Annotated in this window: 15 protein-coding genes; all 15 read right to left on the bottom strand. The window is 65.5% G+C overall.

Features of this window, described 5'->3' with window-relative positions; genetic code table 11:
- Positions 1–140: 140 nt before the first annotated feature.
- On the bottom strand, positions 141–3,623 hold the full coding sequence (gene brxC / locus AC1DZC_RS16570) for a BREX system P-loop protein BrxC (protein WP_477044120.1): 3,483 nt from the start codon (positions 3,621–3,623) through the stop codon (positions 141–143).
- 5 nt (positions 3,624–3,628) lie between these two features.
- Positions 3,629–4,228: a DUF1788 domain-containing protein gene (locus AC1DZC_RS16575; RefSeq protein WP_477044027.1), complete on the bottom strand. Its 600-nt coding sequence runs from the start codon at positions 4,226–4,228 to the stop codon at positions 3,629–3,631.
- Entirely contained in the window at positions 4,225–4,851 is a 627-nt protein-coding gene (locus tag AC1DZC_RS16580) for a DUF1819 family protein (protein WP_477044028.1), read from the bottom strand. Before AC1DZC_RS16580 ends, AC1DZC_RS16575 begins: the two co-directional genes overlap by 4 nt.
- A gap of 54 nt (positions 4,852–4,905) precedes the next feature.
- Positions 4,906–5,130 (bottom strand): helix-turn-helix domain-containing protein, encoded by a 225-nt coding sequence (locus AC1DZC_RS16585; RefSeq protein ID WP_477044029.1) that lies wholly within the window; start codon positions 5,128–5,130, stop codon positions 4,906–4,908.
- A 396-nt stretch (positions 5,131–5,526) separates the two neighbouring features.
- Positions 5,527–5,958 carry a hypothetical protein gene (locus tag AC1DZC_RS16590; protein ID WP_477044030.1) on the bottom strand — a complete coding sequence of 144 codons (432 nt, stop codon included), beginning with the start codon at positions 5,956–5,958 and terminating at the stop codon, positions 5,527–5,529.
- Positions 5,959–6,513 carry a hypothetical protein gene (locus AC1DZC_RS16595; protein ID WP_477044031.1) on the bottom strand — a complete coding sequence of 185 codons (555 nt, stop codon included), beginning with the start codon at positions 6,511–6,513 and terminating at the stop codon, positions 5,959–5,961. It abuts the gene before it with no gap.
- Positions 6,514–6,669: 156 nt separating this feature from the next.
- On the bottom strand, positions 6,670–7,038 hold the full coding sequence (locus AC1DZC_RS16600) for a hypothetical protein (protein WP_477044032.1): 369 nt from the start codon (positions 7,036–7,038) through the stop codon (positions 6,670–6,672).
- Positions 7,019–8,590, bottom strand: a complete 1,572-nt coding sequence (locus AC1DZC_RS16605) for a type II toxin-antitoxin system prevent-host-death family antitoxin (protein WP_477044033.1) — start codon at positions 8,588–8,590, stop codon at positions 7,019–7,021. Before AC1DZC_RS16605 ends, AC1DZC_RS16600 begins: the two co-directional genes overlap by 20 nt.
- Before the next feature lie 311 nt (positions 8,591–8,901).
- Positions 8,902–10,632 carry a GTPase domain-containing protein gene (locus AC1DZC_RS16610; RefSeq protein WP_477044034.1) on the bottom strand — a complete coding sequence of 577 codons (1,731 nt, stop codon included), beginning with the start codon at positions 10,630–10,632 and terminating at the stop codon, positions 8,902–8,904.
- Positions 10,629–12,647 carry a GTPase gene (locus tag AC1DZC_RS16615; RefSeq protein ID WP_477044035.1) on the bottom strand — a complete coding sequence of 673 codons (2,019 nt, stop codon included), beginning with the start codon at positions 12,645–12,647 and terminating at the stop codon, positions 10,629–10,631. The genes AC1DZC_RS16610 and AC1DZC_RS16615 overlap by 4 nt, the downstream gene beginning before the upstream one ends.
- A gap of 865 nt (positions 12,648–13,512) precedes the next feature.
- Positions 13,513–15,462, bottom strand: a complete 1,950-nt coding sequence (locus AC1DZC_RS16620; protein ID WP_477044036.1) for a DUF262 domain-containing protein — start codon at positions 15,460–15,462, stop codon at positions 13,513–13,515.
- Between the two features lie 351 nt (positions 15,463–15,813).
- Positions 15,814–17,046, bottom strand: a complete 1,233-nt coding sequence (locus AC1DZC_RS16625) for a hypothetical protein (RefSeq protein ID WP_477044037.1) — start codon at positions 17,044–17,046, stop codon at positions 15,814–15,816.
- A 101-nt stretch (positions 17,047–17,147) separates the two neighbouring features.
- Positions 17,148–17,978, bottom strand: a complete 831-nt coding sequence (locus AC1DZC_RS16630) for an HNH endonuclease (RefSeq protein WP_477044038.1) — start codon at positions 17,976–17,978, stop codon at positions 17,148–17,150.
- Between the two features lies 1 nt (position 17,979).
- The gene (locus AC1DZC_RS16635; protein ID WP_477044039.1) at positions 17,980–19,377 is read right to left on the bottom strand and encodes an AAA family ATPase; all 1,398 of its coding nucleotides are present in this window, start codon (positions 19,375–19,377) and stop codon (positions 17,980–17,982) included.
- A 223-nt stretch (positions 19,378–19,600) separates the two neighbouring features.
- The gene (locus tag AC1DZC_RS16640) at positions 19,601–21,028 is read right to left on the bottom strand and encodes a hypothetical protein (RefSeq protein ID WP_477044040.1); all 1,428 of its coding nucleotides are present in this window, start codon (positions 21,026–21,028) and stop codon (positions 19,601–19,603) included.
- Between the last annotated feature and the right edge of the window lie 28 nt (positions 21,029–21,056).

The following is a 21,056-nucleotide window of genomic DNA, read 5'->3' on the forward strand; positions in this document are numbered from 1 at the left end:
TTCCAGGGACTCCACAGCCCTGGGCTGCTCCACCCGATCGGGCGAGGCAGGCGCCAGCACAACGGCAACCCGGGCTGTCACCTCACGGATCAGCGAGGTGCGTGCCCACGTCGCGAACGACTTCAGCGGTGCGGTTTCCATCAGAGCGAGATTCGCTTTCCGTCATTCAGCGTCTTCACGAGCGCCGAGCGCAACGCGTCGAGATAGCCCTCGACGTCCTCCTCCGTCTCCAGCACACCGGACACGCCAACGGCGGAGATGGTCTTCACCGACACGGTCTGCTTCGGCGGTGGTGGTGGTGTGCCACCGTCGCCGTCTCCTTCGCCCTGCTGGGATGCGGCCAGCTGGTCGAGCAGGCTCGGGTACACGCCCTCCTCGAAACTCGAGCCGGTCTCACGGATGAGCGCTACCTGGTTCTGGGCACGAACACCGAAGATCGTCTGGTCGACCCGGCGAAGCACACTCTCGCGGGCGTCGGGGGTCGCCTTGGCGTAGAAGGCGCTCTGCTCGATCTCGGCTTTTCGTCCTTCGATGGCCTCGATGACCTCGTTGCGATTGGCTGCGACAACGTGGTCAATCTGAGCGCGCAACTGGTCGGTGGCTTGCTTGAGCTGGGCCATCTTGTTGCCACGGAAGGCGTTCGGATCGTCCAGGGCAGCCCGCACCGTGGTGTCACTGCCTGACGGCAGGTAGCCGAGGTTGCTGCTATGTGTGGCTAGCAGGGCGACGGCGTCGTCGTAGATGGCCTTCTGTCCACCGCTGAGGAAGGCCTGGATCGGGTCGATCGTGGACTCCTTGGCCTCGAGCAGGTCGTCGCCAAGCTTGAAATCGGTCAGGTACCAGTCGTCGGGCTTGCCGACCACCTGGTCGAGCAGGTCGATCGGGGCCGAGAGCTGGACCACGAACGGGAACTTGGAGCCGGTAATCGTGGCGTTGAGCTCGTCGCGCTTGGCCTTCAGCTTGTCCGCTCCGTGCCGGGCCAGCTCCAGCGAGTCCTTGGGCGTGTTGCCCTCATCGAAGAAGTCGGTGCAGAACTTGCGGAAGGCAGCGATCTTGCGCTCGTCGAAGGACTTCTGCGGCGAGACCACGGCGTGGGCATGCTTCACGGTGTTGCGCAGCGCCGGGGCGACCTCCGAGCGCTTCAAGACGTTGCTATCGACGGTGAGCGTGACCTTGGATGTGCCGACTAGGTGGGCGATCAGGACCTCGATCGAGGCCAGATCCCAGCCGTACGGCTTGGCTGTGAAGCTGTCGACGATGGTCTTGACCGTGACCTGCTCGCCGAGCGCCTCCTTGCGCAGGACGAACGAGAGCACCTCCTCCGCCGGAGCGAAAAGTCTGCTGGCCTCGGCGGGGTCGAACAGCCCGCTGTCCGGGTTGGCGGCACCGGCGACCTGCTGCTCGGTGTACGTTCGGCCGTCGAGGAGCTTGAGCTGGGTGTAGGTGCGGCTGATCAGGTCCTGGAAGCCGTCGGTCACCCGAACCAGGGCGTCTTGCGAGCCCGAGGTGATCTCGGCGGCGTTGATGACCAGGGATGACTTGCCCACGGAGGCCTTGACCCGCTGGATGAGGTCTTTCTCGCGGTCGCTGTTCAGCGCGCCCTTGGTCTGCAGGATCTGGCCCTCGGGCGCCGTGATCGAGGTGCCTTGCTTGCGCTTGATGTACTTCTCGGTCTTGATCAGCAACCGCAGGTCCGACAGCACCCGGGCGTCCGGCTCGAGGATGACTCGCAGCTCATCCTTGCCCGCGCTGTGCATGCGGATCTCCTCGGGCGTGTATGGGTACTCCGGGGAGATGAAGTGGACCGCCAGCTCCTTCTGGGGACCGTGGGTCTGGTCGTCGAGCTTGAAGCCGAACGGGAAGTCCTGGCCGTTCTTGGCGTAGCGGATCTTGCTGGTCCTGATCACGTCGCCGGAGAGGATCCTGGACAGTCGGCCGCTGACCTCGGAGGCGTCGATGTCGACGTTCTTGATCTCCTCTTCGATGACCTGCTCTTCGTTGGTCAGGTACTCGTACGTGGTGCCGTTGCGCTGGATGTAGGTCTGAGTCTCTAGGACGGTCAGGGCTTCCTTGACCTGGTCCGACAGCGCCGGCAGGTCGAGGCCGAAGCGGTCGTAGACCAGCACAGTCAGGTTTCGGGGGGTGGCCTGGAAGCTCTCGACGTACTTGACGAGGAACAGCGCCTTGAGCAGCCGGACCGCCAGCGGGTTGTCGAGGTTGCGTTCGGCAACGTCGATCGAGCGCTGGGCGGCGGACTTCAGCGACGCGCGGATGCCGGTGAACATCGCATCGAACGTGGCGAGCTGTCCCACCTGGACGTTGCCGATGTCCTTGGCGACCTGCTGGACGACGCCGAGCATCGATCGCTCACCGACCGAGCTGTTGCGGCCCTCGAAGACGTTGTGGTCTGAGATGCCCTCGATCGCGGCCTGGAACAGCGGGAACTGGTAGGAGACGAACGGGTAGGTCCCGACGAAGTGGGCCTCGTCTGTGTAGTTGCGGTACGACTTGGCCCCGTCGACGAAGTCGAACAGCGTCTTGAAGTTGGCGTGCTGCTCGTCGTAGATGACGCTCAGGGCACCGACTCCGGCGTCGTTCTTCTCCAGCAAGCGCTTGCGGATGACCTCCTCGACGTCAGCGCTGGTCAGCTTGAGGCGGGTCTTGAAGCGGGCCTGGATCTTGGAGAAATCGTTGCCCTGCTGGCGGGTGCGGTCGCCGATGACCTTGTCCATGTCCTCCTGTGAGGTCACGAACACCCACGCCCGGCCACCGCACTTAGTGTTGAGCGACTCGGCGATGGTCTGCAGGTTGAGCATCAGCTTGGTGTCCGAGCCGATGAACTGGCCGACCTCGTCGACGAAGAGGTTGAGGCGGAAACCAGCGTCACCTTGCTGGTCGAGCCAGGCCTTGACCTCGTCGGCGAAGTCCTCGATCGAGACTGCGTACGAGGCGCTGTATTGCTTGATGATGCCGTCCGCACTCCCGCCGTTGACCTCGGCGAAGGCGCGGTCAATGTGTGGGCCCTCCAGCGCGCTCTGCTCGCGTCCCTGAATCCAGGGGATTCCGGCGATGCGCACGAACGCGTCCTTGAAGGCCTCGTACTGGCCGCGACTATCGAGGTCGCGCTCGAACCTGGCGACGTGCCCCTGGTTGCCGTAGTACCCGCGGCTCTCGTCGAATACCTTGACAAACACCTTGAGCAAGGCGTCGGTCTGGTCCTTGCTGATCAGGGTGGCCTTCTGGTCGATGTTGAACAGCAGGCTCTTAGCTGGGATGCGGTCGGCCTTGTCGAGCAGCCCTGGCAGGAACGCGTCGAGGGTCTTGGCGCGGAAGCTGCCCGAGACGTCCGCGCGCGGGTAGTCCTGGCCTTCGACGTCGCCGAGCAGGTGGGCGAGCATCTTGAGCATGTGCGATTTGCCGGAGCCGAAGAATCCGGAGATCCACACGCCGTTGGCGTTGGTGTAGGAGGTGTACTCCTCCAACAGGATCTCCAGGCCCTTGGCGGCCTCGTTGGTCAGGACGTACTCGTCGACCTCGGTGCCCACGTGGGCGGCGTCGTCGGCCTTGATGACGCCCTCGATCGGACGCTGGATGTCCTTGGCGAAGATCTGGTCGAGCTGCATCGGGCTCACGCTTCCTGTTCCAGGATGTTCTTGGCTCGGTAGTACTGGTCGTCCTTGAGTCGGCCGAACAATACGAGCGAGGAGCCCAACGTGTCGGACTGCTCGTAGCGGCCGGGGAAGAACATGAGCATCGGTTTACCGGTGACCACCGACTGCAGGTTGTTCAGCACGTTATGCGAGCGGATGAAGGGAAAGACCTCGCCGATGCCGGTGAGGAAGACGATGTCGAAGCTCTCGCCGGCCAGCCGGTCTCGGATCGCTGGGGCGAGGTGCAGCTGCGGATCGAGCATCCCCTGGAGCATCTCGCGGAAGTCGTCCTTGTCCTGATCCGGCTCGATAGCCAGCACGCGCTCCCACACACCACGGGCTTGGAGCAGCTCGACCGCCAGGTCGTACAGGTTGATCTCGAGAACCGTCACGCCTGCGCCGGCCAACCGGTTCTTGACCCGCTTCTTGGAGGCCGCCACCGCAAGGCCGTCCTCGGGCGGGTAGGGGTAGATGAAGAACGGGACCTCATTGCTCAGGCCCTCCATCTGCAGGAATCGTCGCCCACCGAGCACAGCAAAAAGGTGCTGCTCCTGCTCGGGCAGGGTCATGGGGATCATGTCGCCACCCTTCGGAGTGTCGCCTGGCTGCTGGGGAAGAACCGAACGTCGCTCGGTGTGCTCGCATCGAGCACGTCCAGGACTCGCATAGAAAGCACCGCAGGTGTGATGTGCCCGGCCGCGGAAAGGAGCCCGGCCTCCTGAAGCATTCGGAACACGTTCGACCTCAGCTTGTGCAGGGTGGACTCCTTGAGTTGCGCGAGCTCGTCGTGCCAGAGCGCCTTGGAGCGCACGAAGCTGTCGAAGTCGTCGTGCCCGAGCGTCGGTGCGAGCACCAGGAACCGCTCTCGAAGTACCTCCTCGGCGAACTCGCCGATGAGCGCGTACCGGCGGCAGGCCGCGACCCACATGACGTGAGCGCGCTCGGAAGCCGTGGCGTCGACGACGAGCATGACTTCGTCATCGGTCAGGACGGACAGCCGCTTGACCGTCTCGCGCGCACGTCGCAAGGCGGTAGCCCGGGTCCGGGCCTGGAGCAGGTTGCCGTCAACGGCCTGGTGGCGGACCTGCTCCCAGTCGCGGTACTGGTCGTGCAGGGGTGCGAGCACGGCAGCCTCGCGCGCGAGCAACGCACCGGTGGTGAACGACAGTGCGTAGCGCGAGACCTCACCCACGTCGTTCACCTCCTTCCCTCCCGGTTTCAGGCAAGTCGAGCAACGTATCGTCGAGGACTGACATCAGCGCTCACGCCCCGCGCCCGGCGAGGTCGTGGTGTCATCGACGCTTGGTGACGCCGCGCTCCCGCCGCGAACCCACTCGTCGACCTCGCTCGCCTGGAACTTCCACAGCCGACCGACCTTGTGAGCTGGCATGCCCTTTTCGGCGATCAGCGCGTAGACCGTGTCCTTGGTAACGCCGAGGTGAGCGGCGATGGCATCAGCGGACAGCCACGGGTCAGGCACGATGTGAACGTCCTCCCGGGCGGTGCGTGGAGTCGAGTGGCACGCTGCCCACCGTACCGAGCGAAGCCCCGCTTTACCGGGTCTTGCCCGGTCTCACCGGGTGCAACCGGGGATCCAACCGCCCAAGCGAGGCAAAGCCCTCGTCATCGAGCCCAAACCCAGACGGTGGAGCGCGATGCCTGTGCACGACTGGACGCCCCGCGGTCCTCCCCTGGCGATCGCCGACGGCGACACGCACCGCAACATGAGTCTCGTGGCGTGCGGTCGAGCTAGCGCCAGACGAACGATGAAGTCGCGTCGGTATCTCGCGGGCTCCGCATCGAGTCGCCCCAGCTGCACTGATTCAGTCAACCCGTAGAGGCTGACCCTTCAGGCTCTGACGGGGTTCCGTTGCGGTCATGATCCGCCGTCGCCTTGCGGGGTGCGGCGGCCGAAGAGGGGGACGTGCGGGTGCCACGGTTCCGGCGTCGGGTCGCCGTGGATCGCCGCGCGGACGACCACGTCAGGCGTGAGCCCGTGGCTGTCTTGCAAAGCCATCCGCTGTGCCTCCTCGAACCCGTTGCGCCAGCCCCTCCTGTACTCGAGGCGTGCGGACAGGCGGAGCACAACGAACGCGACGAGACAGAGAACCGGAGTTGCGATGTCGTCGATGTCGGCGTGCTTCGCCAAGAGCAGACCGACCTGGAGAAGGCATACGGCTCCGACGAGGATCGTCCCGCTCCACCAGGCCAGCATCCGCCGCCTCGCCGCCCATGCCGAGGAGAGACGCGGCAGGCCGAAGATCGAGCGGCGCCGGGCGCTGTCCCGTGGACGGGGTTCGCTGGTCATCTAGGCCTCCGTTCCGCAGCAGCCGTCGCAGTCGTGCCGCTCGATTTGCAGGTGGTGGGTTGATGGGTGGGTTCGTTCCAGGTACGCGAGGCTGTCCACGTCGGGGTGGTGCACACCGTGCGCGCAGATCCGCTCGAGTAGCTCCCCGTCGTCGCGCCACGCCAGCGGCGCTGTGCGTAGCGGGTGGTCCAACGGGCGGTGGATCGGGCACGCGCGGTCGCCTGCGCATTGCCCCGGGCCGTGGGTGCGCTGGGTTCCGCTGGAGTCCGGGGTGACGTTCTGCGCCCCTCCCTCGAGTTCGTCGGCGAAGGTGACGGTTCGCCGCAGGTGCCGCCATCCGGTGGTCCGCCACAGCCCGGACATGAACCCGACCTGGTCGATCAGATCGAGAACCTCCGTCTCCGTGCCACCGCACGCGTGCAGGTCGAGCGCGGCGCGGGCGAGCTCGTCGACTGTGGTGTCCAGGGGGTTCACGCCGTGCGTCGCGCACCACACGAGCCAGGTCTCCCCAGCGGCGAGCATCCGGGACTGCAACGGTTCGGGTAGGGCGTTCATGGCAGCACGCGGATGGAAACGGCCGATCCGAACGCCAGACAGGATCGGGCGACCAGTCGGATTGGGCCCGCGTGGGTGCGATGACGCCGGTAGGTGCGGACCGCCTCGGCCACGGCAGGCAGGCGACGCGGCTGTTCCCGAACCGATTCGTCGTCGTCAAGCATGTTGGGCCGGCATCTCATCACCTATGAGCTCGACGGCGACGACGGGGGTGGTGCGCCGCAACGTGAAGGCCGCGTCCTCGCCCAGTGGTTCGAGTACGAGGTACATGTCCAGGCCGACGACGACACCGCCAGCCAGCTCTCCGTTGCTCAGGTGCTGCACCGCGGCGAGCCGGATCGGTGTGCCGTCACGGCGCAGGTCGGCAAGCATGAAGCCTTTGCTGGGGTCGCGGGCGTCGACAGTCACCCGGGTAACGGTGACCGCACGGTCAGGGTCGGACGCGTCAACGAGATGCCGTGAGCCGCTGGCCGTGGTCACCAAAGTCAGACCGGCCCGGAACAAATCAACGATCATCTTCGCCACCCCCACGCGTCGGATCCGGGGTGCTGGGGATCGCGGTTGTGGTCTCCACCCTGAGGTCCTGCAGCGCGCCGGCGTAGACCTCGGGGTCGAAACGCCCGTCCGCGGCGGCCGCCCATTGCGCAGCGTCGAGCCGGGCCAGGAGTTCACGCAGTCGGCTGTACCGGCGCCATGAGACGAGCGCGGCGGCCGGCCGGCCCCGTGCAGCGATGGTCACGTCTTCCCCAGCCACGACGCGCGCGAACACATCGTCGAAGGAGCCCGCGAGCTCGGTCACCGACATCGGCCCCGGTTCAGGCGCCGCGCCCCGCGCGACCTCAGGCGCCGGTTCCGGCGACTCCTGGGGAGGCACCGTGTCGTGGACATCGAGCTCGGATTTGACGGCATCCAGAGCGAACGCCAGACCACGCATAATCACCCGCATGCCGCGCTTCCGGCCCAGGTCGAGGGTGCCAACCAGAAACCGGGCATCGCCATCGAGCACCAGCCGAGCCGACCCAGACGGCTTGACGGACCGCTCCCGGGGCGGGGCATGCAGACCCGCCATGAACAGCCCGGTCAGCGTGTCCGGTTCCAGGACCGCGGGCTCCTCACGGTCGGACTCGAACGTCACCGTCGCGTCGGGTCCGAGCTCGACCCGCGCCTGCACCGTCCCCGCCCCAGAACCGACGGGCGTCGCACCCGCCGACCGGCCTGCGTCGTACGACGGCTGCGGTTCCCCGGGGCTAGGTGATGGCATCGGAGTCCTCCCGGTCACCGCCGGACCGGCAGGTGCGGGTGTCTCAGGTCCAGCAGCGGTCGTCTCGCCGGCACGGTGGCCAGGTTCGTCGGGCATCGTCATGAGCTCGTCGACCATCTCCACATAGCGGTCCGACTCGAACCGCCCCCGCACCCAAGACGTCCAGAACGCCAAGGAAGTCCAGGCGCGTGCCTCTTGCTCGGCGCGGAAGATCTCCCAGGGGACTGCCTCAACCACCGGCTGCCCGTTCCTGAGAAGCACCAGCCGAGTGCCGTGCTCGACCAGGGCGAAGTGCCGGTCGAACTCCGCCTCGAAGTCGGCGATCTCTACGCTCACCTCCGGCGTGCGCAGGTTCCGCAGGTGAGCCAGCGCCGCCCGCCGACGCGCGTCCACGTCCAGGCGGGGAAGACCCGCGCCGTCCGCGTCCGGTTCGTCCTCGTCCGAAGGGAGGGCAGCCACCACGGCTGTGCCGCTCAGGGCGGCGAGTGTCGCGGCGAGGGCGTGCTCGAGCCCGATCCGCACTGCACGCATGCCTGTTTCGACACCGAGATCGAAGTCCCCGACCAGAAACTTCGTCGGGCCATCCACAACCTGCGGTTCAGGCTGCGGCGCGTCCAGGTGTGACCGGGACCCGACGCGCAGCCCGTGGGCGAACAGCGCCTCCATCAGATTCCCGCTCAGACCGATCGGCGCGCACCCTGGCACCAGGATCCGAACGGGGTAAGTGTCCGTTCCCAGAACGACGCGCCGGGGCAACACGACATCACCAGAGATCGGAGGCGTCGCGTTCGCAGCGCCCACCTCGGGGCCGCTCATGTCCAATCCGCCGATCGGGCGCGTGGGCTGTCTTGGCTGCACCTGGATCGCGGTGCCCAGGAGGTCGAGGGTCGCTGCATGGGCGGCAGCGTGACACTCTGGCGAGGCTTCCTGGAAGAGCCTAGGATGGCGCGAGAGCGGGCAAACCTGCAGGTAGCACGCTAGCGTGCTAACAGGCGAGACAACTGATCTCGAATCACGGACAGGCTTGAGGGCGCTGTGCGACCTTGGGAGCGCGCGCCACAGAGGGCCGGCCGTTCAGCACGATGTTGACTTCCAGGGCTCCAAGGCAACGCCCCACACGCCGACGCTCATGCCTCCAGCGCGAGATACCCGAGCTGATCGAGCATTGCTTGGGCTTCGAGCTGGATCGCGCCGATTTCGCGAGACAGGTCCGAGCGAAGGGTGCTCGCGTCGCGCACCGAACGGTTCATCTCGTCGACCGCACGGAGCTCCTCGCCGAAGTCGTCGTCGAGGACACCCCGCACGTGGGCAAGCATGGTCCTCGAGGTGTCATCGCACTGCGCAAGGATGCGGCCGAGCAGGGCGTTCCGTCGGCGCATCTTCTCGTTTGCGACGCGTACCTCTTTACGCTCCTCGCTGACGACCGCATACAGTTCAAGGGCAACGGGCAGGACAAAGCTGCCGTACTTGGCAACCTTCCCGATGTTGTTTGCCCAGCGCACAGCCTGGTACGGCTTGAAGTTGACCTTCAGGTATTTTCCTGCGTCGTAGACAATCTTGTGCCCCGCACTGCCGGCCGATTTCTTGATGCCGTCACCGGCGCCCCATACCTTCTGGAAGTCCTTCAGATGTTGGGCCGCTTTCGGACCCCAAGTCGGGATGCTTTTTTGCGTGCGACCCGGCTGGTGTCCCAGGCCTGGGTCTACCGACGTGTTCTGCTTCTCGATGTCCACTTGGACGTCCAGGGCGAGCAGCTGGCGAGCGTACGGTGACGCCTCGATCTCCCGGACCTCGGAGGTGAAGTCGGCCAGCTGGGAGTCCAGAACAGCGCGCACCCCGTCCACAAACCTCTGCTCCGCGGCGCCCAGTTCGTCGTTCAGAGTCTCGGAGGCGGCTTCGAGCCGATACCAGTCGTGGGTCGCTGACTCCTCGATCAGCTCCACCGTGTCGGCGAGGCGCTCGGCCGACCGGATGCACGCCGTGCGGAACTCCGTCGCCTGCCGTTCGAGGGCTGAGTCCACGAGCCCGCGGCGCGTGGTTAGTGCGTTGCGCTGGCGAGCGAGGACAGTCAGGACCGCTTCCTCATTGGGGTCACCCACGAGCGCGGCGAGCGCCTCGGCCGCGACGAGGGCGACTTGCTGGAACGGCACGCGGTAGCGGGCCAGGTCACCGCGCGCCCGTGCAACCCCGTTGATCGTGTCCCGGACGTCCTCCATCCTCGACGCCGCGATGCGGCGCGCGGCGCCGGCCGGGTCCGCCTTTTGTCGTCCTTCCAGGTAGGTCTTGGCGTCGCACTGGACCCACGGCACGAGGTCGGCGAAGCTGCCGAGAGCGTCACGGATCGCGGCCTCCCGCACTCCTTCGGCCTCCGGGAGACTCCGGCACTTGGTGACGACCACGAGCAGCTGCGGCGCCTTTCGCAGATCCTCCGTGACGTGCCGCAAGTGTTCGACCAAACGGTCGTCGAACAGCTCAGCGGTGACGGTGAACAGCACAAGATCGGCGGAGCGCAGGGCGTCCTCGGCGCGTTCGTCGTGCTCCGGCTGTCCAGCCTGGACGCCTGGGGTGTCGACCAAGTCGACCAATCCGTCCCACTCAAAGACCGTGACGTCCTCCGTCGTGACCCCTGGGCCGGACGGGACCTGGTACGCGCCATCCGTGAGTGCCTCGATCAAGGTCGACTTGCCGCTGCTGTACTGCCCGGTCACGACCATCCGGGGACGTTCGTGTTCGTCGACAGCCAGCTCTCGTCGGAGCCTCGGCGCCTCCTCGGGTAGATGCTCGCCGATCACCTTGACGAGTCGCTCCGAGAGGTCGCGCGCTACGGCTGGGGCGGAGTGGTACAGGAGGTCGTTCATGCGTACATGCTCCTCGGTGCGTTTGGTCGTGCGATCTCCACCGTGGTTGCCAGGTGGTCAGACAGGGTTGCGGACCATGCCTGCAGTACTTGGTCCGGCGCTGGTGCGTTCGTTGTGACGGTGGTGCCGTGGGGACGGCAGTGGGTGGAGACCGGAACCTCTTCGGTCAGACCCAAGACGTAGGACGTCGCGTGGGCTCCCGGAAGGCCGGGCGGTGGTGTGCGACCAAAGGTCAGGAGCTCGGGCGAGGACGGCGGGAACAGCCATGCCTCTGCGAGCGCGTCATCGGCCACCTCAACTGCGATGCAGACCCCGGGGAGGCGGGTCGCCTTGCCGACGGCCGTAGCCAGGCGAGGCCGGCCGTCTGTGCGCAGCAGGCAGCGGACCGTCTCGTGGTCCAGGGTGGCGATTGCGTCGTCGACCACCCGCTGCTGACAAGCCAGAAGGTCGGCCACGGCCAGTGCGGCGGCCTCGGCGTTCGATCCGGCAATGCGGGCAGTTGCAAGTGCTTCCCGAACACCGGCGATGGTCGCCGACACCTCGGCCCGCGCCTGGTCCTCGAGCTGGTCGAGGATCTTGGCGATCTCGGTCCGCAGCAGCTCACGGTTCGCCTCCAGAATCTTCGCCTTGCTCGTGAAGATTGACTGGACTCTCCTGCGCACCGGTGTGACGAGCAGCGAGCCAATGCCCATGACGAGGGCGCCGACGACCGTGCCCGCGGGGCCAGCGAACGAGCCCACCCACGCGCCAAGCGCCATGGCGCCGAGCGTCCCGCCTGCCCCGACGACGGCTCCGGCGGCCTTCCCCTTCCACAGCCCACGGAAGTTACGCACGCCGGTGACCTTCAGGTGCGGGCGGATGGCGGTCGTCCATTCGCGCTCGGCGGCAATCGCTGATGCCTCGATCGCTCGCCACAGGTACTTGAGCCGCGCCTCCAGGGCGTCGTCGAGCTCGGTGACCAGAGCTGCTTGTTCCTTGTCCCATTGCTCGGCGACCTTCGGGCCGAAGTCCGTGATGTCCTGGTGCCATCCCTGCCGCCCGCCGACGAGGCGTGTGACGTCGTCCTCCATCGTCTGCAGGCTGGCGTCGACCTGGCGTGCAGTCCGACGCTCCTGGTCTTCGCGCATCCCGCGCCCGACACTGACGACCTCTCGGGTCCCCTGCTCCACAACACCGAGAGCTTCGCTGAGTGCCTGTGCCGGGGACCGGACCGCGTCGGCCTCGCGAAGTACCCGCCGGGATGCGCGACGGCACTGGTTCTCCTGTTCCAGCACGTTGAGCAGGGCGCCAATGCGGCTCGCTTCCATCAGATCCGCACCTCCGTCGCCGTCCGCGCACACCTGCCGGGCGGCCTCGGCGTGCAGCATCACCTCGGCGACGGGGCGAACGGCGGCAGCGGACAGATGAGAACGGATCACGTCGAAGTAACCCTCGTGCTCGGCGTACACGGAATCCTTGTCGTCAAGGAAGTCCTCGCGGTCCAGATCGTCGAAGAGTGGTGCGCGACAGTTCAGTGCCACAACGATCGGCTTGCCGTGCAGAGCCACCGCACGTAGCGCCTGTGCGGTCTCCTCCTGGAACGAGTCGTTGCTCGCGACCCACAGCACGAGATCGGCGCCGGGAACCTCAGCCATGGCCATGGCGACGTCATCCGCGCCGTCCTTGGCACCGACCCCCGGGGTGTCAACGATCTCAATGCCGTGCATGCCCACCGCGGGGGCGGCGAACACGTCACGCGAGAATCGCTGCCGACCGTCCCCGATCCGCTCCGCAGAGCTGCCTGTGAGCGCCGCAAGCAGGGTGCTCTTGCCGGCCATCGTCCGCCCCATCAACACGATTCTCATCGGCGCACCCGTCCGCGGTGCGTCGGCGACTTCCATCGGCGTCAGGACGTCGAGAAACTGCCTGGTCGTCTCGTCGGCGGAGACGGCGTCGTGCGAAAGGTCGCACGCCGCGGTGAAAGTCGCTCGGCAGGCCGCGACTGCCCGCCGATGGGCGGGCGACGGATCCTCCACGGGTGACTCGGAACCGAAGAACTGGTCCCGAGCCGCTGTGCTCCAGTCGTGTCTGTCCGTGGTTGCCAATCGTCCTCCTTGATCTAGGGGGTATTTCGGCACCAGGACAGCCTCAGACAAGACCTGGCCGCGGGGTGCGGTCCCTCTTGTCGAGACCATCACACGCTTCCCGTGGTTCGTTCACGAATCCCCGCATGGCGGACGCGGTGGATCGACATGGCCGCGAAGTCGACCCTCCGAAGGTCGACGTCCATCCGTCTTCGTCGTGAAGGGTCTCGTCTGGCATCTCGGCCTTCAGCCCGAAACCTCGCATGGCGCGACGAGCAGCTCGGATGTGGCGGATCCGAACGGACGATGCAGGCGCTGGTCGAGCGCGTGGCACGCTAAAGCGCCGGATACCGCACGCGCACGACGATCCGCTCGTCCTCGCGACGTGAGCCGGCGGCCCAGGCGCGAGATGCTTCACTGCGACGCTGACGTGACGCGGCGTGTACCTGGAGGTGCCGTGCAACCAGACTTCCGCGTTGACAATGTCCAGGTCGGCGACCGTGATGTGGCCGACCTCGCCGCTGTGCGCGCCCGAGAACAGCAACGCTGCAGTCCCGCGTGGCGGGTGAACCGACCGCCGGCAGCCCCTGCGTGCAGCCACACCAGATCGGCCTCCGCCTCAGTCAGCGGACTCGGTGCGCGAGCTTCACAATGCGGAAGCTCGACGTCACGGTCGGGTCGTCCCACGTCAACCGCGCCCGCAGCACTGCCCGCCGGATCTGCATCGTCCCGACCGCCGCCTCGGCGATCTCGCCCGAGCGCTGCCTTCATCCACGCGCGGATGAACTGTGCGACAAGTTATGTGGCGACCCCGGGCCTACTCCAGATCCTCCTCGGGGTCAGCCTCCTCGTCCTCAATGATGCGGTCGTCATCGACGTCCACTTCGGGAGTCGCGGGCCGATGCGCCGGCCACCGCGTCAAAGCCCATGCTGCGATGTCGGCGGCTCGACGCTCGATCGCGGCGGGGGTCCATTCGCTGAACTGGACGGCCAGTTCCCGCTCTCGCGCCAAGTTCGACTCGCTGTAGTAGCACCAGGGTTCGGACTGCCCCTCGCGACCTCGCTTTCCGCGGCGCCCGTCCTCGCCATCGAGGTAGTCGCGATTCCCATACCTCGAGTTGTCTCGCGTCAAGACCAGGTTTCCGATGCCGTGTACAAGTTTCGCGTGCTGCTCGCGCGTGAAGCTCTTCCACCAGTCGGAGTCAGCAGCGGGAGTCTGCGGAAGGATGTGTTCCGTCGTCTTGTTGCCCTTCGCGGTGATGTCGCCGAACTGGGGCAGGTCGCTCGCGTCGCGTTGCTTGGAGAGCTCGTACTCATAGAGGAGGAACTTGTGGGCCGTGGAGCGCGGGTACCACTGAACGGTGATCCCGAAGCTCGACCTGGTGTCCTCGTCGGGGGCGAGTTGCCAGAGCCGCTGCTCCAAACCGGCCAGGACCTCGTCGGGCGTGGTTCCTGTGAACAGATCGCGGGCCGCCCAGCGGATCGATGACTCGCCAGCGTTAGATCGCAGACCGCGAATCGCCCACACGCGGGCAGAAAATCTCTCGCAGAAGTTGACGACGCGTAGATACAGCCCGGCGTCCGCACCGTGGGCCAGACGCACCGCAAGCAGGAGGGGGTGGAATGAGGCTACGGAGCCACTTCGCCGGAGCGCCGCCGTGGTCTGTGCAATCTGTGAACCTGCAGAGGGATAGCCCGGATACGTCGCAGATGGATCGTGCACGTCGGCGAGGATCCCAGCGCTCCTGCGCAGCGAGTTGATATACGCGTCGAGGGTCAGATAGAGGCTGTCGTCGTCCGGCGGGCTCGCGACTGGTTCGGTTGCCCCGATCAGGCGACTGCTCCCCGGGACATAGGCCGACCGCGGAAACTTCGCCTTGACGGAGTCCGCGCCATGCCAGTTCCGGGTGTTGGCGTCCTGGGTCACGAGCCAGTGGGCGCGCAACAGCGCATCGTCGCGCAGGCCGACCCGACCGAGATTGCTGAAGATGGTCGACCAAGAGCGGTTGATATTGGTCGCCACGTCGTCCCGCTGGACGTCGTTCAGCTGCCTGGAGAGATACAGAAGGTAGTTCTTGACTCTCTCCAGTTCGGTCAGGGGCTTGCCCCGGCCGTTCACTGTTTCGAATAAGACTCCGACCTCGTCTGACCTTTCGACGCTGTACACCAGGAACCGCAGTTGGTGGCTAGCTCTCGCGCGGAGGGCCAGCAGACGGGTGAGGCCGATCTCGGGAGCGACATCGGCCGTCAGGCGAGTGATCTGTTCGTCGAAGTACTGGCCGGCGGCCAGGAGCCTTCTGGCACCGAGTTGGAGATGAGCGCCTTCCGGGGCGTCGTCGCCGAGGATCGAGTCGGCGAAGAACTCGCGCAAGTCGCCACCGAGTTCCAGGCGTGGTCGTCGTACGCCGTCGACATTGACGTACACCAGGCGGTCGAGATCGTGGGCAGCTTCCTGTGCGTCGGGGTCGTTTTGGTCGCGAAGGACGCGCCGAAGTCGATCCAGCAGGACGACGCAGGTGGTCAGGCGTTGCTGGCCGTCGACGACATCGAACAGCGTGAGTACCTGGCCCGAGCGCGTCGTCTTGGTCGACCCCATGTCCTGGAGCACGAGAGTTCCGGTGTAGTGCGGATGGGATCCCAGCAGATCGATGTCCGCCCACAGGTCGGAAAGCTGCTTCGCTTCCCACGCATAAGGGCGCTGGTAGTCACCGACGTTCAGCAACTTGTCCTGCAGAACCTGCTGAAGCGGGGCTCCAAGATCGGGCATGGCTCTCATCTTGCCCGCGTCGTCCGAAACCAGCGCGATGACTCCCCCCACGGCCGGTCGAGAAGCCCTGGAACGCGCCGGGGGTGACACACCTCATCCCCGGCGGGCTCACGCCGACAGGTACTTGATAGCCGCGCCCGTCCCGATCAATCACGTGGGCACCATCCCAAACCGAGGTGGTTGAGTCCGTGATGGTGGTTGAGATCGCGCTGAAGGCCAACCGCATGATCGGGAGTGCTGTCCCTTCGCGCGCGGGAGCGAAGGACGCCCACTTTCTCGTGGAAGTGGCCCCTGCTGGGTGCCGAAATGTTCCTGCGTGTGGGGACGTAGCGGCGAGCACTGACAGTGGATCTACCAACCCATCGATCCCGTAGATCGTCCAAACCCGGGCGTGACCGGCTGTGTCAGAACCTCACGGCTGAATCGCTCCGCATGGGAGAGGCCTGGCACCTCCGACGTCTGAGGTGGCCGGATTCCGCTGCCTACTGGATCCGTGGCGAGGACCAGTTCGTGCGCCCACCGGGCAAACGCCAGCGCCGCATCTCGCTGCTCGCTCGGCTGCAGCCCGTCTGCCGCATCGCGTAGCTCGGCGACGAACGTCGCGAGCGAGCGGTGGTACTTCCAGAGCTCGTGCTGCGACTGCAGCAGCGATAGCCACCGGTCGTACTCAGAGCGAAGTCGCTGCTGTTCCCGTGCCCGTTCTGCGGCGGCGACAGCCTGAACCTGCCGAGCCAGAGCCGCTTCTTCCGCCGCCACCGCACGCTGCGAAGTCAACGGGATCCGCGCCAAGATGAGGTGCAAGCGATCTTCGATCGGGTACGACCCGTCCTCGATCCGATGGTCGCGACGGCCCGCCACGAACAGATCTATCCGCAGGACGTCGGTCGGTTCGTAGTCGTATCGCGGCGCGTAGGACCAGCCGAGCCGGGCCTTGCGTGCGCTCTCCTCAGCGGTGGGAACGTGCTCCACTTGCCGATGCTTGATGCTGAAGCCGATACCGACGGGCGAGTGTCCGGCATCTAGTTGGAACAGAACTCCCGTGCCGGGCGGCCGCCGCCCGGGATCGGCGCGCGGCCGCATGGAGTCGCCCCCGGCGATCGTGAAACCTCGCTCGTCGGCCTCCCTCAGCAGGGTTTGAGCGATGAGCAGACAACGCTCGTTCTGCTTGTCGGACAATCCCAGCCGACCTGCTGGGTTGCGGACCGCAGCCCGGAGAACCCTGTGGGGATCGTCGAGGCTCGACACGACGGCAACCTCCGGTACGCGCCGCCGCTTCAACGGCTTCGCGTCGCAGGAGACCCTTCGTGACTCCGCCGCCGAGATACCCGCGGATCTCCGCGGGTACGCGCCGTGCAGCAGGAAGTATGAGCCGCGATCGGTAATAGTGGCGGTCCACCGCGGGCTGCGACGCAACGCGATCAATCCGCGGCCCTGCAGTGCCACCGCTGAGGTCTTGTAAGTATCCGACGGCTCCTCGCCAGCGTGTGCGCCGGCGGCGATCCACCTCAGCACTGCGAGCTGGGCTGGGCTGACTAGACGATCTTGCATATGCACCATCCGTTCGACGCGCTGCGTGTTAGTCATCGAGATCAACGTCGCCAAGCACGGCGTCGAGCTAGGGCCCGGTTACTGACTCCCACATGCGCTCCTGCTGGATCGCCGACCCGAAGCGCAGCCGTGCTGCGTCAGCCCCTGAATCCGCCTTCGCAGAACCAAGTCGAATCCGCACACGCCGCGTAGATCGCGGCTTGCCAGGAGTTGGGGTCGTTTGCGGCCCACGACGCGGCCGCCTCCTGGAGGTGCCATTGCACGGCAGCGGCGCCACCGGCCGCCAGGAGCCCGGCAAGCTGGACGCGGATGCCCACGAGGTGTCGGACGGCCTCGAACGAGTACATGGACCGCAAGTCCAAGATCTCGAAGTGTGCTTGCGCTCTGTCGGCGAGTGCGGTCGACCACGTTGGCTGCACGACGAGTTCGAAGTCAGGAACGAAGATGCCGCCAGTGGGCTGAATGACGGCCCTGAGCCATGCACCCGGACCGAGGTCATCGAAGTACATATTGAGGGTTGGCCTGAGGCTCGCGCGCTTTGCCGCGTTGCAGTCCCTGCACGCAGGCAAGAGATTTTCGGGGGTAACCGCGAAGATCGGGTGCTCAGTCTTCGGAAGGTGATGATCGAGCGTCGACGCCTGTTTCGCGTTGCAGAGCGCGCATCTCTCATCCCGATTACCCGTCCGGATCGCCTCGTAGTACCCGCGACCGGCGCCACCCTTGACCAAGCGCTGCTCGTACAGCCACACGAAGTCGTCGACCGTCGCGGCCCCGTATGGCTCGTAGGAAGCCGCAACGATGGCGTGAAGGGAGCCGTGGTCTGCCGCAGTCGTGTAGTCGGCGGCAGCCGTTTCGACCTTCGGCGCGTTGGGGGCTAGCCGAGCTTTGCGGTGTGCATCCCTAACGCCCGCACAGCATGCCTCGAATACCTCCCGTGCCGTACACGACGGCCTACTTGCTAGGAGCACGCTAGCGCCTCGAGAAGTAGACCATCGACTGCAGGAGAGCACGCGCCTCTGCGCCCAACTGCCCGTCCATCACGCCAAGCAAATCGGCGTAAGTTGCCGTCGGATGTTCCATCACCAAGTCGGCCAGTGCTCTATGAAACCCGGCCTCCGTGATTTCGAGGCCGAAAACTTCCTGGGTCAGGGTCCCGACGTTCTCCCCGTACGTTTCCATGGCCGGACGACGCACAGCCAGTTCGCCCGCCGAGCCCATGAGCTTCCACACGCATGAGCGTGGGACCTCCTGCAACACAACGGGCGAATGCGTCGCGACAATCGCTACGCCGTTGCGCTCCTCCAGCAAGTCAGACAAAGCGCTCATGAATGCTGAAAGTAGGGGCGGATGCAAATGGGACTCGGGCTCGTCGATCAAAACAAGACTCGCTTCCTCGACCGTCTCCACCAGTCGGGTCAGCGTGAGCAGCACCAGTTTGTGTCCGGAACTCAGCTCGGCAAACACTTTCCGCGCCTGTTCGCGAAGCGCTTCCCCTGACTTCTCACTCAGCCGCTGAAGAAGCTCAGCAAAGAGTGGATCACTGAGAAGTGGGCTCAGGATGCGAGTCCATCGCTCGATTCTTCCACCCTTCTCCAGTTTTCCGAGGCTGACGGAAAAATCGCGTGCGATCGTTACATGGTCTTTCAGCCCTTGCGGCTTATCGCCGGCCGAGGTGGGAATGTTCTTTAATCCAATGTAGTGGTGCCTCAGGGCGCTCGCCGCGGTCGACTGGCGTCGTCGTTCAAAGGCATCGAAGGCGCTGAACGCTACCGACACGACGTTAGCGAACCGATTGGCAAACTTGTCGTCGTTGGGCTGGGTAAAGCGCACCAGCCCGGCCGACTCTCTCCCCGTCAGTGCGGTTGCGATGTCATTGAGGATGTATGACTTGCCAACGCCATTGCGCCCGATGAGGACATGAATGTTCGTCCGGGGCCTTGAGGCAGGGTCGACCTCGAAGTCCAGTTGGCTGGGGTTCACGACCTGCCCGTAGCGATCACGCTCGGGCGACTCGTACCAAAACGAGTAGGGCGACAGCTTGGCGCCGCCAATAGCCATTCGGTGCAACTGAGTCTGCACCGCCACTTCGGTCACCCACCGGAGGAGCGATACCCGAGTGACGTCCAGTTGCTCGACCCGACGAAAACGCTTTAGGTCAAGCGCAACGTCGTTCAGGCCTCCAAGAATGTCGGCGCGTTCAGCGGAGCCCAATGTGTTCAGGCGCTCGTAATAGTCCTCGTCTTGGCCGAGCGAGAAGTAGACATCGGACAACTCTGAGAACTCCGAAGGCAGGTCCGGCCGGCGACTGTCGAACTGATCGCCGATCTTGACCCCGCCGACCTCTTCTACTCGGCCATCTTTGACCACGAGTAACGTCCAGAGGGTCTTGTACCCATAGTCATCCCACGCGTCGGCCTCTAGATAGACACCGTCAGGCGACTTGGAAGTTGGTCGATCGGACTTGGTGCATGTTTGAAATCGCATGGCCCACCCGAGTCTGCTGCCGTGAGGGTCACGGACTATCGGTTCCTCGCCTGATGCTAGACGGGCTGCCCCCCGAAATCAGGCGGATCCCACTGGCCATCGACGCTCAGATCACCGTGGTGCCGCTTTGCTCGTCCCCGCCGTCGCCGTCACGCCGCACCAAGATGTGGGTGATCGACCCCCACACCCTTTCGGCAGGTCCGACACTGCGGATCGAGCCATCGGGCTGCAGCATGTGATGCGTCGCGCCCGGCAGCGCATCCGGGGCTAGGGGACGAACGGCTCGCGGGTTGTGGTAGACATCCATGCCGTCGACCCAGGTCTCCGTGTACTCGGCATCGACTACTCGCGAGAATGGCAGCGGCTTACCCGCTCCAGGTGTCGGATCAAGCGCCAACCCGCTGACGATCAAGGTGACGTCGTCCGACCCGAATCCGGCGAGCACGCCCATCCGGTTGAACTTGGAGATCGTGGCGCTGGCGTTGAAGATGACAGCGCTGACGTTCTCGGCGTCGGGCATGGAGAAGAAGCCCGACGGGATCGGGGTGCTGCCCTTCATGTGCTCGGTGATCTGCTCCGGCACTGCCACGGTCCTTCCATCCGGGAGGGTCTGTGCGGTGTACGAGTACCCGTACAGATACGTCGGCAATGCCGAGCCGGAGAAGGTCATCGACATAACGTCGTGGAAGTCCTGGATCGCGAAGACTAGTGGGACACCGGTGGCCGGCGGGGACGTCCAGTACCGCATGTTGAGCTTGGCAGTCAGCGGTCCGGAGTACTTCAACGGCAGGTAGTCACGCCGGTAGCTGCTCTCGTCGTAGCCGGGCTGGTGCCGAGGGCTCGCGACGGGCGTGCCGTCCGATCCGACGGTGGGGTTGGCAGTGACTGCCTCGACCGCGTACTTCACGCCCGGACCGGTCACGAGGAAATCCGGAGAAGGGTCAGGCCGATCGACGTTGAAGCCCGCATCCTTGAAGGCCGCGAACAAGTACAGCTCCCACGTGCGCTGGTCGAATCCGGTCGTCTGAAACTGCTCGACGAAGTTTCCGTCGACGTCGTCGTACCAGCGCATCAGCTCGGTGATCATCCGTCGGGCCGCGACAAACCCTTCGCCGTCGGAGAGCCGTTGGAAGCTGGGGTGCAGACGCTTCCGCTTGACGGTTGGTGCGAAAAAATCGACGGCCACGCCCGTCTCGTCGCCTTGCACCCGTATCTGCTCGTAGGCCGCGTCAGCAGACGCGATCTGCGCTCGCAGATCCGCCATGAAGTCGTTGATCTGTGTGTGATAGCCGGTCGCCGCAACCCAGCGATACCGCTCGTTCAGATCGCGCGCCAGGAGCTGTCCGGAGAACTCGCCGTCTGTGTCGCGGATCGCGACGGCGATCACCTTCTCATCCTCGGAAGCGAACCACGCAAGCTCATCGACGAACGACTCGAAGCCGGCCTCCCGGGCGAAGGCGGCGAGAGCGTCGAAGCGCGCCTTCGGGATCTTGCGCATCACCGCACGCGTGTCACGTGCATCAGTGTCAGCCACGCTCACATCATGGCGGCCGCGATGTCCG

The sequence above is a fragment of the Cellulomonas sp. P2_B4 genome (genome assembly GCF_056404795.1).